A 15,014-nucleotide genomic window follows, 5' to 3' on the forward strand; every position below is an offset into this window, starting at 1 on the left:
CCAGTCGGTGTCCGCGGCGCTGGCGTGTGTCATGGCAGACGCAGCAGGCTGGGGAGGCTCAATCCCAGGGAGCCGCTTCGGCGGCGAGGTCCTCGTCCTTCGCAGGCGAGGCCGTCTTCGACGCCTTTGCGGCCGGTTCGCTTGCCGGCTTGGCGGCCGCGCCGCCCGGTGCATGTTCCGCCGCGATCTTGGCCGACTGGCCGATGAAGTCCAGCTCGCCGCCCAGGCCCTCGATCATGTCGGGGATGAGCTGCGCGAGTTCGCCGGTGGCCAGCGCCGCGTCGACGTCGAAGGCCTCGTCCTTGGCCGGCTTGTCGCGGCCGTCGAACACCACGTCCAGGAACTTGATGCCCTTGATCTGCATCGTGTCCGTCAGCGTGAAGGAGACGCGTTCCTTCCAGGTCATGGCCAGGCGCGTGGGCATCTTGCCGCTGGTCAGGTGCGCCTTCACCTCGTCGGTGTCCAGGTGGTGGCGGGCGTAACGCACGGCGGCCTTCATCTCGTCGGCGGCCTTGAGTTCGCAGTCGCGGTCGATGACGAAGTCCGCCGGCGGCACGCCGTCCATCAGCCATGCGGCCATGCAGGCGGCCGGCGATTCGGCGCTCTGGAGCAGGTGCAGGTTGATCGACGAGTCGGCCTTCACCAGCAGCGTGATCAGCTCGTCGGCCTTGCCGATCGAACCCGCGTCCACCATCAGGAAGCCCTGCTTGGGGGAGATCCACACCCGCAGGTGGGACTGCAGCGTGAACGCGCGCGGCAGCAGTTCCAGCGTGGCCTGCTCCTTCATGTCGCGTTGCTGCTTCTTGCCGGGACGGCGGCCGGTCTCGAGCTCGATGCGCTCGACCATCTCGTCGACCTTCTCGCGGACGACGGAGCCGGGCAGCACGCGCTTTTCCATGCGCAGGCTCAGCAGCCAGTGGTCGCCGATCTCCTCGAGCAGGCGCGCGCCCGGTTCGCCACGCGGCGGCACCCAGCCGGCGGACAGCGCTTCCGTGGCGCCGCAGGGGACGAAACGCTCGTTCTCGAGGGCGTCCTCGAGCTTCTCGACATTGGGCTGCCAATCGGCAGCCAGGCGGTAAACGATCAGGTTCTTGAACATACGGACGACAACTCGCGACAACGTCAGGGCTACAGCAATGAAAACGGGGCCACGCGGAGGGCGCGGGCCCCGTTCAAACGATGCCGTGATTGTCTCAGGTCTGGCGGTGCTCCCGGCAGCGGAACAACCCCCTTGCGTTCGTTACGTCGCTGGCCCTTGTTGTTCGGAAGCGATCTGACGCAAGGCCTGCTCGAAAGCCTCTGGCGGCTGGCCGCCGGAGATGAGGTACTTCTCGTTGATCACGACCGCCGGCACCGAGCTGATGCCGCGGCTCTGCCACAGCGACTCGGATTCGCGCACGTCCTCGGCGAACTCGCCGCTGTCGAACACGCGGGCCGCTTCGGCGGCGTCCAGGCCGATCTCGCGCACCGTCTCCAGCAGCGTCTCGCGGTCGCCCGGGTTCTTGCCGTTGGTGTGATACGCGGTGAGCAGCGCGAGCTTCAGGTCGCGCTGCGCCTGCGCCGATTGCAGCCCGGCCCAGTGCAGCAGCCGGTGCGCGTCGAAGGTGTTCCAGATGCGGCTGCGCGCGCCTTCGGTGAAGGTGAAGCCGACGTCGGCGCCGCGCTGCTTCAGGTGCGCGCGGATGTCCTTGCGCTGCTCGGGCGTGGAGCGGTACTTGCGCGTCAGGTGTTCCTCGATGTCCTCGCCCTCGGGGACCATCTGCGGGTTCAGCTCGAAGGGCTGGAAGTGGATGTCGACCTGCACGTCCGGCACGCGGGCGAGGGCGGTCTCCAGCGACTTCAGGCCGACGGCGCACCAGGGGCAGGCGACGTCGGAGACGAAGTCGATGCGCAGCGGCTGCAGGGGCTGGCCGGTGGCAATGGAGGCTGAGGCGGCGGAAGAAGCGGTGGTGTCGTTCATGCCGCCGACTCTAGCCAGAAGCTCAAGTCAACACGCGGTCGCTGGGCTTTGCCAGATAGAACCACTCGTGGCCGGGTTCCGCGTTGTTGTTCGGGAACACGATGCGGCCGCCGGCGGGCGCCAGCACCGGCGTGCCGTCGGCGCGGGTGCCGATGCGCTCGCCCTCGGCGATCGCGTCGAAGCTGGCCCAGGGGCGCGCGAAGGTGTCGTCCGGGCTCTCGCGGTCCACGACCTCGTAGAGCTGCAGCAACTCGACGGGGCGCTTCGGGTCGGCGAGTTCGACGCCCTCGGGCGCGATCATGCCCAGCAGCACCAGCGTGCGCAGGATCGCCTTGAAGGCGACCTCGGGACCCTGCGGATCGGCGTGCTGGCCGCATTCCAGCGTGATGCAGTAACCGCCGGTGCTGCGCATGTATTCCGTGGTGCCGACGCCGTAATGCGGGTCCTGCTGCAGCGCCATCTTGCGCGAGCCGTCCGCGGCCTTGTCGGCGCGGCGCTTCAGGCCCAGCGCGTAGGTCGACAGCCAGCCTTCGACCAGGCGCGAGGTGCCCACGGCCAGCGCCAGCGCGCTCTCGGCGGCCTGGTGGCGGAAGGGCTCCAGCTCGCCGTCGTTGTCGCGCGGGCCGATCATCGCGAAGGCGGGTCCGGGGTTGTTGAAGCTGTGCAGGTCCAGCAGCACGTCGCTGGCGGCGATCCACGGGCACAGGCGGTTGGCGATGCGGTCCTCGAAGTCCTGCGGGATCGGGTTGACGCGCAGGTTGCGGTTCAGGTTGCGCTCGCCCTCGCGGCGCTGCAGCCGGTGGGCCAGCGGGTTGACGATGGGGATCATCGTCAGCGTGCCCTTGAGCAGCGTCAGCGCGCCCTCATCCAGCATCGCCAGCACGCGCTGGATGCCGCTGACGCCGGCGACCTCGTTGCCGTGCACGGCGCCCGTGACCAGCAGTTTGGGGCCGGGCTTCAAGCCGGCGAACTGGTGGACGCGGAGGTGGGTCGGGTGGTCGGTGCGGGCGTCGCTCATGGCGGGGCGGAGGGGCTCGAAAAAGGAACCCGAAGCATAGGCCCGCCCGAGGGCGCGTTTCGCGCCTGCGTGCGCGGCGCGTATGCCGAAAACGCGTGCGGCGATGAGTTGAAGTTGGCGGGTCAGCCGCCCAGCAGCGCGTGCGGGTCGAGTGCCGCGTCGCAGGACCAGTGCGTGTTGGGCAGCTCGCCGACGGCGGCGCCGTCGACCCAGCGCGTCAGGCGGTACAGCGTGCCGAAGGCGAAGTCCGGCGGCGCTTCGCCGGGACCGGCGAGCAGCTCGCCGCCGCGGCGCACGTTGTCGGCCATCCAGGCCGGCAGGCGCAGGTGATACGGATTGCGGGCGATCTCGCCGTGGTGGCAGGCCAGGGCGCGCACCAGCAGCGCGGTGTCGCGCTGGCCGGTCTCCACGAGCGTGGTCGGCGCGGGCTGGGTGGCCCAGAACTCGGTGTGCGCGAAGACGGTGGAGATCTTCGCCTGCGCGAGCGCCTCGCTCACCAGCAGGTGCACGCCGATGTGCGTCGGGATGCCGTCGCCGGCGTGCGGCACGAGGATCAGCGCGGGCTGCTCGGCCACCAGCAGTTCGGCGACCAGCCGGACCTGCTCCTGCCACAGCGGCGTGCGCGCGGCGGCGGCTTCCGGCTTCACCTGCTCGAAGCCGTCGGCGGCCAGCAGGCGCAGATCGAAGCCCAGCACGTCGCAGGCGGCGCCGAGCTCGGTCCAGCGCTCGGCGCGGCGGTCCTGCCTGCTGCCCAGGGTCACGGCGATGTTGGTGACGCGCCAGCCGGCTTCCTGGCGCAGGCGCAGCGGCAGTGCGCCGACGATGCATTCGTCATCCGGATGCGGCGCGAAGACCAGCACGTGCGGCGTCCGTTGCGGCGTTGCTTCTCCGTTGGTACCGGAACCATCAGAGGCGGATGTCGGGACCGGCTTCGGCGGCAAAGGACTCACACCGGTACGCACGGGTTGCCGCAGGACGGCATACCAGCTGGCAATCCAGCTTTCCCAGTCGGCCTGGCTGGCGGCGGGGCTGACGGTGGTCGGAAAAGCGGGCGTGGGGGCCGGGGAAGGGGCGTTCGCGTTCATCGGCGGAGCGTTGGCGGCCCGGGCGTCAGCCGTCCGGGCAAGTTCGATCGACCCATCTTAGCGGGCCGGATCTCCGAATGGTATTACATTGGTAGTAAAACTAGATGGAGACCGGTGTAATCCCCGACAAGACCGGTTGGAACGTCCGCCGGGCATGCCGCAGGCCCGGAGAACGGGCCTCCGAAGGCGCTCGTCAAGAGGGCGCGCGCCCTGGCCAAGTGGCCAGCACCACCCCGCCCAGGGCCAGCGCGTAAGCGAGCAGTTGGATGCCGCTCATCTGCTCGCCGAGCAGGACCAGCCCGATGAGCGCGGTCGAGATCGGCAGGAACACCATGAAGACGCCGGCCTTGGCGGCGCTGACGTGCTGCAGGCCCTTCATCCACAGCCAGACGGTCACGGTGCTGGCGGCGATGGCGTAGAAGAGCAGCAGGCCCCAGTCCTTGATCGCGACGGTGCCGAAGTCGAAGTCCACGGCCTGCCACAGGCCCAGCGGCGTGACGAGGACCAGGCCCCAGAGGTTGATCAGCGCGCTGATGCGGCGTGGCGGCAACTCGGCGGCCAGGCGCTTGCCGATGACGACATAGCTGGCCTCGCAGCAGACCGCGCCGACGAGCAGCAGCGCGCCCAGGCCGGACGTCGCGGCGCCCGCGCCGTCGCCGTGCTTGCTCAGCGCCACCATCGCGATGCCGCCGACCGCCATCGCGATGCCGAACAGCGTGCGCGGCGCGATGCGTTCGCGCAGGAAGATCCAGCTCATCAGCGCGACGGTGGCGGGGATGCCGGCCATGATCACGCCGGCCACCACGGCGGAGCTGTGCTTCATCCCGAACAGCAGGCAGATCGAGAACAGGAAGTTCCCGAAGAAGGATTCGAGGAAGAGCAGGAAGCGCGTGCGGCCGGTGAGCGGTTTCTCGGTCGGGCCGCGCCGCAGCCACGGCAGCATGAACACGGCGGCCATGCCGAAGCGCAGGAAGGCCAGCAGGAAGACCGGGAACACGACCACCAGCAGCTTGGACAGGCCGACGTAGCTGCCGATCACGCTGGTGCTGGCGGCCAGGCTCAGGTAGGAGAGCCACGGGACGTGGTGGCCGTGAGCGCCGTGGGCGGTTGCGGCGGCCTCGATGGTCGTGGCGGTCGCGCTGGTCGCGGGTTTGCGGTCGGTTGTGGCGTTGGACATGGTGGGTGATGATGCCCGACGCAGGGAGGGCTCAGACATGGCGACAGGGGTGGGAGCGACGGCGGCGGGTTACTCGGGAACGCCTCTCGCACGCAAGCTGGGGATCCAGGCGGGCGGCACGTTGTGGGCCTTGAGTGCGCCCGAGGGCTACGAGGACTGGCTCGCACCGATGCCCGAAGGCGTCACGCGCGTGAAGCAGCCGTCGGCGACCGTCGACGTCGCGCATGTGTTCCTCGTCGAGCGACAGGACCTCGCGCATCAGCTCAAGGCGCTGCGCGGCAAGTTGCGCGATGACGCCGCGCTGTGGATCTCGTGGCCGAAGAAGGCCTCGAAGGTCCCGACCACGATCACCGAGGACGTCATCCGCGAGGAGTGCCTGCCGCTCGGCTGGGTCGACGTGAAGGTCTGCGCCGTGAGCGAGGTGTGGTCCGGCCTCAAGCTCGTCGTCCGCAAAGAACTCAGAGCAGTCAGCAAGTGATTGGGGACGGCAGAGCGCGGGGTCTTGGCGCTTGACGCCAAGGGAGAGGCGGACCGAGTTCAGTCCAGTGGACTGAACGACGCCGACGAGCGCTGGAGGACCGAAGGTCTGACAGCCCTGCGCTCTGGCGGCCAACGCTTTGGCCGACGCAGGTGGAAAGCGGCCTCACTTCAACCGCCGCAGCGCCACCCGGATCGCATCGATCATCCGATCCAGGTGCTCGCGCTCCGCGATCAGCGGCGGCGACAGGGCCAGGATGTCGCCGGTCGTCCGGATCAGCACGCCCTGTTGCCAGCAGTCGAGGAAGGTCTCGAACGCGCGCTTGGTCGGTTCGCCGGCGCGCGGCGCCAGCTCGACGCCGCCGACCAGACCGAGGTTGCGCACGTCGATGACGTTGGGCTCGCCGCGCAGCGAATGCAGCTGTTCGGCGAAGTAGCCCTGCAGCTCCGACGCCCGCGTCAGCAGGCCTTCCTCCGCGTAGGTGTCCAGCGTCGCGAGGCCTGCCGCGCAGGCCAGCGGATGTGCCGAGTAGGTGTACCCGTGGAAGAACTCGATCAGGTGTTCCGGCCCGGTCATGAAGGTGTCGTGGATGCGCTGCTGCGCGAAGACCGCGCCCATCGGCACGCAGCCGTTGGTCAGTCCCTTGGCCACCGTCATCAGGTCCGGCGTCACGCCGAAGGTCTGCGCCGCGAACGGGCTGCCGGTGCGGCCGAAGCCGGTGATGACCTCGTCGAAGATCAGCAGGATGCCGTGCTTGTCGCAGATCTCGCGCAGGCGCTGCAGGTAGCCCTGCGGCGGGATCAGCACGCCGGCCGAACCGGCCACCGGCTCCACGATCACCGCGGCGATCGTCGACGCGTCGTGAAGCGCCACCATCCGCTCGAGGTCGTCGGCGAGTTCCGCGCCGTGGGGAGGCAGGCCGACGCTGAACGCGTTGCGCGTGATGTCGTGCGTGTGGCGCAGGTGGTCGACGCCGGCCAGCAGCGAGCCGAACATCTTGCGGTTCGCGACCATGCCGCCCACCGACATGCCGCCGAAGTTGACGCCGTGGTAGCCGCGCTCGCGCCCGATGAGGCGCGTGCGCTGGCCCTCGCCGCGGACGCGGTGGTAGGCCAGCGCGATCTTCAGCGCCGTTTCCACCGACTCCGATCCGGAGTTGGTGAAGAACACCTTGTTCATGCCCTCGGGCGCGATCTCCGCCAGCCGTGAAGCCAGCTCGAACGCCTTCGGATGCGCCATCTGGAAGGGCGGCGCGAAGTCGAGCTCCGCCGCCTGCTCCTGGATCGCCTTCACGATGCGGGGCCGGTTGTGGCCCGCGTTCACGCACCACAGGCCCGCGACGCCGTCCAGGATCTGGCGCCCCTGGTCGTCGGTGAAGAACATGCCGTCGGCGCGCGTCAGCAGGCGCGGCGACTGCTTGAACTGGCGGTTCGCCGTGAACGGCATCCAGTAGGCGTCGAGGTCGGGGCGGGGTGGCGTGGACATGGGGACTCCCGGAGCGCGGCCGGCGCGCGTGATCAAAGGACTCAGCAGGCTCAGCGATGAGCGCTGCAATGAACTGAGTCTAGGCAAGCGCACGCGCAATCGGTGAGCGTTCCGGCGGCGGGAAAACCCGCAATGGCGCAATCCAGTGCGGTGATCGAATGGATTCTTCGAACAGAATGCCGCCCATGATCAAGGAAGTGCAACTGGATGCGATCGACCGCGCGATCCTCGCGGTCTTGCAGCGCGACGCGCGCATCTCGAATCAGGACCTCGCGTTGCAGGTCCACCTGTCGCCATCGGCGTGCCTGCGGCGGGTCAAGCGGCTGGAGGATTCCGGCGTCATAGACCGCGTCGTCGCGCTGCTCAATCCGAAGGCGATCGGCAAACCGGGCACGAGCTGGACCATCGTCAACGTCGAGCGCATGACGCCCGCCGCGTTGGCCGAGTTCGAGCAGGCGGTGAAGGACGCGCCCGACATCCTCGACTGCTTCTACGTCGCCGGCAGCAACGACTACCTGCTGCGCTTCGCCTACAAGGACGCCGAGGACCTCGAGCGCCTGCACACCCACGTGCTGATGCAGCTGCCGGGCGTGGCGAAGGCGAACTCGATGCTGGTGCTGCGCACGGTCAAGAAGACGAGCGCATTCCCTTTGGAGTGAGCCAGGGAACGGGCGTTGGACAAAGCGCGAGGGTCAGGCCGTGCGCGGCCGCAGCACGCGCAGCATCGGCAGGAGCTGGATCAGCAGCATCGCGCCGAGGATCAGCGCGCAGCCCAGCAGCCCGGCGCCGTTGAGGCGTTCGCCCATCATGACGTAGCCGAAGACGGCGGCGAACAGCGTCTCGGACGACAGGATGATCGCGGCGTCCGCCGCGTGTGCGTAGCGTTGCGCGACGACCTGGCCCGTGAAGGCCACGCCCACCGACAGCACCCCGGTGTACAGGATCGGCCAGGCGGCGGCCTGGATGGCGGTCCAGCTCCACGACTCGAAGTACAGCCCCCAGGCCAGCGCGACGACGCCGCAGAACAGGAACTGCCCGCCCGCCACGGTGAACGGCGAATTCATCCGGTCCGCCACCATGCCGACCAGCAGCACGTGCACGGCCCAGGGCAGCGAGGACGCGATGACCCAGGCGTCGCCCACGCCGACGTTCAGCTCATGCGCGCCCGACAGCAGGAAGGCCCCCACCAGGCAGGCCAGCGCGCCCGGCCACACCGACCAGTGCGGCAGGTGGCGCAGCACCAGCCAGCCCAGCAGCGGCACCAGCGGCACGTACAGCGCGGTCAGGAAGCCGGCGTTGGTCACCGAGGTGTACTGGATGCCGATCTGCTGCAGCGCCGCGCCCGTGGTCAGCAGCGTGCCCAGGCCCATGATCTTCAGCGCGTCGCCGCCGCGCAGCACGGTCGCGCCGGGAGCGCGCCGCTCGCGCACGATCAGCGGCAGCACGACCAGCGCGCCGATCAGGAAACGGATGCCGGTGAACATCATCGGACCGAGGCTCTCCATGCCATGGGCCTGGGCGACGAAGGCCGAGCCCCAGATCATCGCGATGAGGGTCAGCAGCAGGTTGGCTTGGATGCGGGTCATGGGAGGAAGTGTCGGGGATCTCGGCGCCCGCGCCGGATGGCACGGACGGGTCAGCCTTCTTGGGCTGGCAGGGGAGGCTTGCAGGCGCGCTCGGAGCTTGACGGTCAACTGCTCAGGTAAGCGATCTCTTCATCGCTGAAACCGGCGGCGCTGCGCGCCTCGACGTTGAACGGCGGCCGCAGCCGCGGTGCCTCGTAGCGTTCGACGAGCTCGGGATACAGCGTCAGCGGGTCCAGTCCGCGCTCGCGGCACAGGTGGCGGTACCAGTGGTTGCCGATGCGGACGTGGCCGACCTCGTCGCGCAGGATCAGGTCGAGGATCTCCACCGCGCGGGCGTCACCGGCCTTGGCGAACTTCGCCTGCAGCGGCGGCGTCGCGTCCAGCCCGCGCGCTTCCAGCGTGCGCGGCACCAGCGCCATGCGCGCGAGCACGTCGCCCGCCGTGCGCATCGCCATCGTCCACAGGCCGTCGTGCGCGTCGAAGTCGCCGTAGGACTTGCCGAGGCCGCGCAGATGCTCGTCGAGCAGCGTGAAGTGCAGCGCCTCCTCGGACGCCACCCGCAGCCAGTCGAGGTAGTACTGGCGTGGCATGCCGGGGAAGCGCCACACCGCGTCGAGCGCCAGGTTGATCGCGTTGAACTCGATGTGCGCGATCGCGTGGATCAGCGCCGCGCGGCCTTCGGGCGTGAACGGCGAGCGCGATCCGACCTGCAGCGCCGCGAGCAGCCGCGGCCGCTCGGGGCGCCCGGGCGGCTCGGTCTCGGGGATGAGGAGGGCGGCGATGTCGAGCTCGGCGGCATCGGCCGCGCCGTACAGCTCGCGGGCCGCGAGCGCCTTGGCCCGCGGATCCGCGATCAGAAGCACCTGCAGCGCGCGGGTTCGAAGTTCCATTCGTAGAATTATCCCTTTTGGAGAACCGCATGGCCGTCTACCGCCTCGGCGAACACACGCCGGAACTCGGCACCGGCGTCTGGGTCGCCGACAGCGCGCAGGTCGTCGGCCGCGTCACGCTCGGGGACGACGTCAGCGTCTGGTTCAACGCCGTCCTGCGCGGCGACAGCGAACACCTCACCATCGGCGCCGGCTGCAACATCCAGGACGGCAGCGTCCTGCACGCCGACGCCGGTTTGCCGCTGGTCCTCGGCCGCAACGTCACCGTCGGACATCAGGTGATGCTGCATGGCTGCACCGTCGGCGACAACGCGTTGATCGGCATCGGCGCGGTCGTGCTCAACGGCGCGCGCATCGGCGCCAACTGTCTGGTCGGCGCCGGCGCGCTGGTCACCGAAGGCAAGGAATTCCCCGACGGCAGCCTGATCGTCGGCGCGCCCGCCCGCGTCGTGCGCCAGCTCACACCGGAGCAGATCCAGGGCCTGTCGATGAGCGCCGCCCATTACGTCAGGAACGGCCAGCGTTACGCCGAGGAACTCGTCCGCATTGACGTTCCTCAAACCGCCCCCAGATAACTCGAATTCAAAGGAACCCCATGGCGACGTCCATCAAGCCCGCTCCGAGCGAGCTCCACAAATTCCTCTTCGAAGGCCTGCCCGTGCGCGGCATGCTGGTCCGGCTCGACGACAGCTGGAAGGAACTGCTCGGCCGCCGCAAGGAGCCGCTGGCGCCGGCGGTGCGCGACCTGCTCGGCCAGATGACCGCGGCCGGCGTGCTGATGCAGGCCAACATCAAGTTCAACGGCGCGCTGATCTTCCAGGTGATGGGCGACGGGCCGCTGAAGCTGGCGGTCGTCGAAGTGCAGCCGGACGCGAGCTTCCGCTCCACCGCCAAGACGCGCGAGACCGTGGGCGACGACGCGACCCTGCAGCAGATGCTCAACGTGCACGGCCAGGGCCGTGTCGCGATCACGCTCGATCCGAAGGACCGCCTGCCGGGTCAGCAGCCCTACCAGGGCGTCGTGCCGCTGAGCGGTCCGCAGGGCCAGCCGCTGGAGAAGCTCAGCGACGTGCTGCAGCACTACATGCGGCAGTCGGAGCAGCTCGAGACCACGCTGGTGCTGGCCGCCAACGATCAGCTCGCCGCGGGCCTGCTGATCCAGCGTCTGCCGATCGAGGGCGAGGGCAACCTCGAGGCGGGCGCCACCTCGGGCGTCGCGCGCGAGGAGATGGAGGACGCCTACAACCGCATCAGCATGCTGGCGGCGACCTTGACCGCGGAAGAGCTGCTGACGCTGGACAGCGACACCATCCTGCGCCGCCTGTTCTGGGAAGAGAACGTCCGCCGCTTCGATCCGCAGTACCCGCGTTTCGCCTGCACCTGCTCGCGCGAGCGCGTGGGCCGCATGCTGCTGGGCCTGGGCAGACAGGAAGTCGACGAGATCCTGGCGGAGTTGGGCGGCGTCGAGATCGGCTGCGAGTTCTGCGGCAACCACTACGTCTTCGACCCGGTGGATGTCGGTGAGCTCTTCACCGACCCGCAGTACCAGGCCCCGGGCTCGAAGAACGTCCAGTAACGACGACGCCACACCGCGCCGCTGCGCCAAGAACCGGGGTCAGCGAGCGCTTGTGGGGCCGGAGTGATGCTGGGGGTTCGCGGACGCGATGCCCCCTGCGTCGCGGAGAGCCCGCGCCTGGCTTTCCGAAGTCGTTCTTCGAACCGTCAGGGCGTATCCACGCGCACCACCCGATCCAGCGCCGTGGCCTTCACGCGCTGGGTGCCGTGGGCCTTGAAGTAGGCTTCCAGCGCTTCCACGTCCATCGGCCCCGTCTGTACCAGCCGCGCGGCCGTGAAGGTCTTGAAGCTGTCCCCGCCGACCTGCAGGAAGTTGTTGATCGCGACGCGGATCTTCTGGTCCGGTGTGATCGCCTTGCCGTTCAGCGTCATGCTCCCGGGCACCACGTGCGAGCCGAACGGCCGGCGGTTGTCCCAGCGGTAGCTGAAGCCCTGCGAGGTCTGCAGCGGCAGGAATTTCTTCGGGTCGTTGGCCCACCATTGTTCTTCCAGCACGGCCTGCAGCTGCGCGCCAGACAGCTCCACCACCACCAGCGCGTTGGAGAACGGCAGGGCCGCGAACAGGTCGCCGAAGGTCACCGTGTCGTCCGCGCGATGGATGAGCCCGGTGCGCACGCCGCCGTTGTTCTGGAAGGCGATCTGCGCGCCGCCGTTCTCCGGCGCGCGTGTCGCGGCCAGCATCGCGTCGGCCACGAGCTGACCCATGGTCGTGCCGCCGCCGTCGCTCTTGTCGTCGCCTTCCTTGCTCAGCGCCTGCGCCAGGAAGCCGACCTTGCGCTCGATCAGCGGCTGCGCCACGTGCTGGTAGCTGCTGATCAGCAGCGTCTGGCGCGGGTCCTTGGCCGTCTCAGGGCGCACCACCACGTTGTTGGCTCGCGCCTCGGTCATCGTGCCGGTGGCGCGGTCCAGGGTCAGGTCGATCTCGGTGACCAGGGTGCCGTACTTGTCGCCGCTGGTGACCAGGCGGCCGTCGATGCGGCAGTTGTAGGCGCGGTGGGTGTGGCCCGACACGATCAGGCCGACGCGCTTGTCCAGCTTCTTGACGATGTCGACGATCGGACCGGAGATCTCCGGGCAGTCGTTGATGCCACCCGTCGGGTAGCCGCCTTCGTGGATCAGCACGACGAAGGCGTGCACGCCCTGGCGCTCGAGCTCGGGCACCAGGCGGTTGATGGTCTCGGCCTCATCGTCGAAACGCAGGCCGCGGATGCCGGTCGGGCTGACCAGCTCCGGCGTGCCCTTCAGCGACAGGCCGATGAAGCCCACCGGCACGCCGTCGAAGCGCTTGATCGCGTAGGCCGGGAGCACCGACTGGCCGGTCTTCTCGTCGATGGTGCTCGCGGCGAGGTACTGGTACTTCGCGCCCTTGAACTCGGTCGGGCCCTTGCAGCCGTCTTTCGGGTGGCAGCCGCCGCGCTGCTTGCGCAGCAGCTCCTCGATGCCCTGATCGAACTCGTGATTGCCGACCGAGGAGATGTCCAGACCCATCATGCCCAGCGACTCGATCGTCGACTCGTCATGGAACAGCGCCGACAGCAACGGACTCGCGCCGACCAGGTCGCCGGCGGCCACGAACACGTGGTTGGGATTCTTCGCCTTGATCTGCGCGACCACCGTGGCCATGCGCTCCGCGCCGCCCGCGTCCAGCGTGATCGTCTTGTCGGGGTTCTGCGGGTCGGGCAGCTTGATGCCGCCGGCCGGCGGCAGCAGGTTGCCGTGGAAATCGTTGATCGCCAGCACCTTGACGGCGACCGACGCGGTGGCGGGTTTCGCTGCATTCGCGGTCTTGGCAGCGGCGGCCGATCCTTCCACCGACGGCGGCAGCGGCGCTTGCGGTCCGGAAGAGCTCAGCGATCCGCAGGCCGCGAGCAGCGCCGCACTCAGCAGCATCGACAGGGCGCCCAGCGGGCGGCGGACGAAAGGACGGTTCATCGGGGGAGGCTCCAGGAACGCCGTGAATCTCGAAAAACTCGATGCTCGCAAATGTTTGCGGGATCGAAGCGGCGGATTGTGCCTCGCCTGTGTGGCGGCGCCGTGAGCGCGCCGTTCAGCCGCGCGGATGGCGTTCGGCGCCGCGGCCGGCGGTGCGGCTGGCGTGCTCGCAGGCCGGGTCGTCGCAGAGTTCGCAGCCCAACCAGGAGCCATCGCCGCCCAAGCTTTCCCCGCGCTGGAGCAGGCGCCCGAAGAGGCCGTCTTCGCGCCCGAGGTGCGGCCTCAGCAACGGACCGAGCGCGTTGAGCGCCTGTTGCAGCCGCTCCGGGCCGCTGCCCGAGACCAGGCTGTAGCTCAGGCCGGCGTCGCGCAGTGCGCGGCGCAGCAGCCGGTCGGTGGGCTGCTGCGCGTGCGGGCCGTCGCGCATGTTGTCGGCGATCCAAGGCAGGTCGAGCGCCATCAGCAAGGTGGCGTCCATGCGGGCCTGGACCTGCAGCGCGAACGGGTAGAGGCTGGTGTCGTCGAAGAGCTGCTCGCTGTAGACGGCGGTCATCAGCGGCGTCGTGTCGTGCAGGACGAGGTCGTGGTCCGCGGCGGCCGCTTCGGCGCGGCGCCATTGCTCCTCGGCGATCTCGCGCTGCTCGTCGGGGCGCGGTGTGCGCAACTCGCGCTCGCACCACTCGCGCAGGTACTCGCCGACCAGCGCGCAGCGCAGCCGTGTCTGGGCGCTCAGATGCGCCAGCAGCGCGACGCCGAGGCGGCTCTTGCCGGTGCTCTCGGCGCCGACGAGGGCGATGTGCAAGGTCATGGGGAGAACGGCAGGCGCGGACGCTTCGGGTCGACGGGGTCAGGTGTCGCCGCTCAGGCGGCGATCGCCGCCGGACGCAGCTGTCGTTGCCAGGCGCGCCAGCCGGCCACCGACATCGGCACGAACACCGCGTACAGCACGACCGTCAGCCAGTAGCCCTTGAGCGCGAACAGCCCGATGCTCACCAGGTTGACCATCACCCAGACGGGCCAGTTCTCCTGGTACTTGCGGCCGAGCAGCCACTGGCCGGTGATGCTCGCCACCGTCGGGAGGGCATCCCAATAGGGGAGGGGGGAATCGGTGCGGTGCTGCAGGAACAGCCCCAGCAGCGGCCAGGCCGCGAGCGTGAACAGCACGGCGGTGATGCGGCCCTTGGGACCGAGCGTGCGCACGTGCAGGGTGTCACCGTCCGCGGTGCGGCCGCGCATCCATTGCCACCAGCCCCACAACGCGAGCGCAGCGAACAGCAGCTGCAGCGAGGCTTCGCCGTAGAGCTTGCCGCTCCAGAACAGCAGGAAGTAGAGCAGTGAACTGGTCAGCGCCAGCGGCCACGCCATCACCTGCACGCGCATGTTGCACACGACCATCCAGATCGCGAGCGCGAAGGCCACGAGCTCCAGCCAGCTGATCGGGCTGCCGAGGGCATGGAAGGCGGGCGAGAGCGCCCAGGCGAGCACGGCATCCATCGGCGAGAGCATGCGGAGATTGCGGGAGGAAAGTGCGGAGGGGAGATTGTCGCGTGGTCCCGGCGCTTCAGCGCCGCAGCGGGACGAAGACCTCGTCCGGCTTGACCATGCCCAGTTCCATGCGCGCCTTCTCCTCGACCATCTCGAGGCCTTCGCGCAGGTCCAGCAGTTCGGCCTGCAGCTGCGTGTTGCGCGCGCGGGCCTTCTCGTTGGCATCGACCTGCTCGCGCAGTTCTGCGCGCAGCTGGACGCCGCGGGCCAGGCCGCCCTTGCCGAACCAGAGCTGGGCCTGGATGGCGACAAGGAACGCGGTGAGGACGATGGCCAGGGCTTT

General features: G+C 69.2%; 16 protein-coding genes. 4 read left to right on the forward strand and 12 right to left on the reverse strand.

Annotated features, from left to right (window positions below; translation table 11 throughout):
* Positions 1-58 precede the first annotated feature (58 nt).
* From VF536_RS16725 to VF536_RS16745, 5 genes are all read right to left on the reverse strand, one after another.
* Complete coding sequence (locus tag VF536_RS16725; protein WP_331615994.1) at positions 59-1,099, reverse strand: recombination-associated protein RdgC; 1,041 nt, start codon at positions 1,097-1,099, stop codon at positions 59-61.
* A 141-nt stretch (positions 1,100-1,240) separates the two neighbouring features.
* Positions 1,241-1,960, reverse strand: a complete 720-nt coding sequence (locus VF536_RS16730; protein WP_331615995.1) for a DsbA family oxidoreductase — start codon at positions 1,958-1,960, stop codon at positions 1,241-1,243.
* 22 nt (positions 1,961-1,982) lie between these two features.
* Complete coding sequence (locus VF536_RS16735) at positions 1,983-2,978, reverse strand: succinylglutamate desuccinylase/aspartoacylase family protein (RefSeq protein WP_331615996.1); 996 nt, start codon at positions 2,976-2,978, stop codon at positions 1,983-1,985.
* A 122-nt stretch (positions 2,979-3,100) separates the two neighbouring features.
* On the reverse strand, positions 3,101-3,838 hold the full coding sequence (locus VF536_RS16740; RefSeq protein WP_331615997.1) for a PIG-L deacetylase family protein: 738 nt from the start codon (positions 3,836-3,838) through the stop codon (positions 3,101-3,103).
* Positions 3,839-4,256: 418 nt separating this feature from the next.
* Positions 4,257-5,240, reverse strand: coding sequence for a DMT family transporter (locus tag VF536_RS16745; protein WP_331615998.1), 984 nt, complete (start codon positions 5,238-5,240; stop codon positions 4,257-4,259).
* Positions 5,241-5,277: 37 nt separating this feature from the next.
* On the opposite strand from VF536_RS16745, the gene VF536_RS16750 reads away from it, so the two are divergent.
* Positions 5,278-5,718 (forward strand): DUF3052 domain-containing protein, encoded by a 441-nt coding sequence (locus VF536_RS16750; RefSeq protein WP_331615999.1) that lies wholly within the window; start codon positions 5,278-5,280, stop codon positions 5,716-5,718.
* Between the two features lie 165 nt (positions 5,719-5,883).
* Here VF536_RS16750 and VF536_RS16755 read toward each other — a convergent pair whose 3' ends face one another.
* Entirely contained in the window at positions 5,884-7,203 is a 1,320-nt protein-coding gene (locus tag VF536_RS16755; protein ID WP_331616000.1) for an aspartate aminotransferase family protein, read from the reverse strand.
* Positions 7,204-7,388: 185 nt separating this feature from the next.
* Between VF536_RS16755 and VF536_RS16760 the strand changes: the two genes are divergently transcribed.
* Positions 7,389-7,862 carry an Lrp/AsnC family transcriptional regulator gene (locus VF536_RS16760; protein WP_331616001.1) on the forward strand — a complete coding sequence of 158 codons (474 nt, stop codon included), beginning with the start codon at positions 7,389-7,391 and terminating at the stop codon, positions 7,860-7,862.
* 33 nt (positions 7,863-7,895) lie between these two features.
* Here the strand turns inward: VF536_RS16760 and VF536_RS16765 are convergent, their stop codons facing one another.
* Both VF536_RS16765 and VF536_RS16770 read right to left on the reverse strand, forming a co-directional pair.
* Positions 7,896-8,789: a DMT family transporter gene (locus tag VF536_RS16765; protein ID WP_331616002.1), complete on the reverse strand. Its 894-nt coding sequence runs from the start codon at positions 8,787-8,789 to the stop codon at positions 7,896-7,898.
* Between the two features lie 104 nt (positions 8,790-8,893).
* Positions 8,894-9,679: a ferritin-like domain-containing protein gene (locus VF536_RS16770; RefSeq protein WP_331616003.1), complete on the reverse strand. Its 786-nt coding sequence runs from the start codon at positions 9,677-9,679 to the stop codon at positions 8,894-8,896.
* 29 nt (positions 9,680-9,708) lie between these two features.
* Between VF536_RS16770 and VF536_RS16775 the strand changes: the two genes are divergently transcribed.
* Together VF536_RS16775 and VF536_RS16780 are read left to right on the forward strand one after the other, a co-directional pair.
* On the forward strand, positions 9,709-10,254 hold the full coding sequence (locus VF536_RS16775; protein ID WP_331616004.1) for a gamma carbonic anhydrase family protein: 546 nt from the start codon (positions 9,709-9,711) through the stop codon (positions 10,252-10,254).
* Positions 10,255-10,274: 20 nt separating this feature from the next.
* Positions 10,275-11,255 (forward strand): Hsp33 family molecular chaperone HslO, encoded by a 981-nt coding sequence (locus VF536_RS16780; protein ID WP_331616005.1) that lies wholly within the window; start codon positions 10,275-10,277, stop codon positions 11,253-11,255.
* Between the two features lie 146 nt (positions 11,256-11,401).
* Here VF536_RS16780 and VF536_RS16785 read toward each other — a convergent pair whose 3' ends face one another.
* From VF536_RS16785 to VF536_RS16800, 4 genes are all read right to left on the reverse strand, one after another.
* Complete coding sequence (locus VF536_RS16785; RefSeq protein ID WP_331616006.1) at positions 11,402-13,186, reverse strand: bifunctional metallophosphatase/5'-nucleotidase; 1,785 nt, start codon at positions 13,184-13,186, stop codon at positions 11,402-11,404.
* Positions 13,187-13,301: 115 nt separating this feature from the next.
* Positions 13,302-13,994, reverse strand: coding sequence for an AAA family ATPase (locus VF536_RS16790; RefSeq protein WP_331616007.1), 693 nt, complete (start codon positions 13,992-13,994; stop codon positions 13,302-13,304).
* Between the two features lie 53 nt (positions 13,995-14,047).
* On the reverse strand, positions 14,048-14,692 hold the full coding sequence (gene pnuC, locus VF536_RS16795) for a nicotinamide riboside transporter PnuC (protein WP_331616008.1): 645 nt from the start codon (positions 14,690-14,692) through the stop codon (positions 14,048-14,050).
* A gap of 55 nt (positions 14,693-14,747) precedes the next feature.
* Positions 14,748-15,014: septum formation initiator family protein (locus VF536_RS16800; RefSeq protein WP_331616009.1), on the reverse strand; the 267-nt coding region annotated here is incomplete at its 5' end.

Origin of the sequence: Roseateles sp. (assembly GCF_036486225.1) — a bacterium.
Taxonomy (GTDB): domain Bacteria; phylum Pseudomonadota; class Gammaproteobacteria; order Burkholderiales; family Burkholderiaceae_C; genus Roseateles.

What these genes read in the sequence shown, in the direction of transcription:
- VF536_RS16755 (WP_331616000.1), bottom strand. Translation starts at nt 7,203, where the DNA reads ATGTCCACGCCACCCCGCCCCGACCTCGACGCCTACTGGATGCCGTTC.
- VF536_RS16725 (WP_331615994.1), bottom strand. Translation starts at nt 1,099, where the DNA reads ATGTTCAAGAACCTGATCGTTTACCGCCTGGCTGCCGATTGGCAGCCC.
- VF536_RS16785 (WP_331616006.1), bottom strand. Translation starts at nt 13,186, where the DNA reads ATGAACCGTCCTTTCGTCCGCCGCCCGCTGGGCGCCCTGTCGATGCTG.
- VF536_RS16760 (WP_331616001.1), top strand. Translation starts at nt 7,389, where the DNA reads ATGATCAAGGAAGTGCAACTGGATGCGATCGACCGCGCGATCCTCGCG.
- VF536_RS16770 (WP_331616003.1), bottom strand. Translation starts at nt 9,679, where the DNA reads ATGGAACTTCGAACCCGCGCGCTGCAGGTGCTTCTGATCGCGGATCCG.
- VF536_RS16780 (WP_331616005.1), top strand. Translation starts at nt 10,275, where the DNA reads ATGGCGACGTCCATCAAGCCCGCTCCGAGCGAGCTCCACAAATTCCTC.
- VF536_RS16730 (WP_331615995.1), bottom strand. Translation starts at nt 1,960, where the DNA reads ATGAACGACACCACCGCTTCTTCCGCCGCCTCAGCCTCCATTGCCACC.
- VF536_RS16765 (WP_331616002.1), bottom strand. Translation starts at nt 8,789, where the DNA reads ATGACCCGCATCCAAGCCAACCTGCTGCTGACCCTCATCGCGATGATC.
- VF536_RS16750 (WP_331615999.1), top strand. Translation starts at nt 5,278, where the DNA reads ATGGCGACAGGGGTGGGAGCGACGGCGGCGGGTTACTCGGGAACGCCT.
- pnuC (WP_331616008.1), bottom strand. Translation starts at nt 14,692, where the DNA reads ATGCTCTCGCCGATGGATGCCGTGCTCGCCTGGGCGCTCTCGCCCGCC.
- VF536_RS16745 (WP_331615998.1), bottom strand. Translation starts at nt 5,240, where the DNA reads ATGTCCAACGCCACAACCGACCGCAAACCCGCGACCAGCGCGACCGCC.
- VF536_RS16790 (WP_331616007.1), bottom strand. Translation starts at nt 13,994, where the DNA reads ATGACCTTGCACATCGCCCTCGTCGGCGCCGAGAGCACCGGCAAGAGC.
- VF536_RS16735 (WP_331615996.1), bottom strand. Translation starts at nt 2,978, where the DNA reads ATGAGCGACGCCCGCACCGACCACCCGACCCACCTCCGCGTCCACCAG.
- VF536_RS16775 (WP_331616004.1), top strand. Translation starts at nt 9,709, where the DNA reads ATGGCCGTCTACCGCCTCGGCGAACACACGCCGGAACTCGGCACCGGC.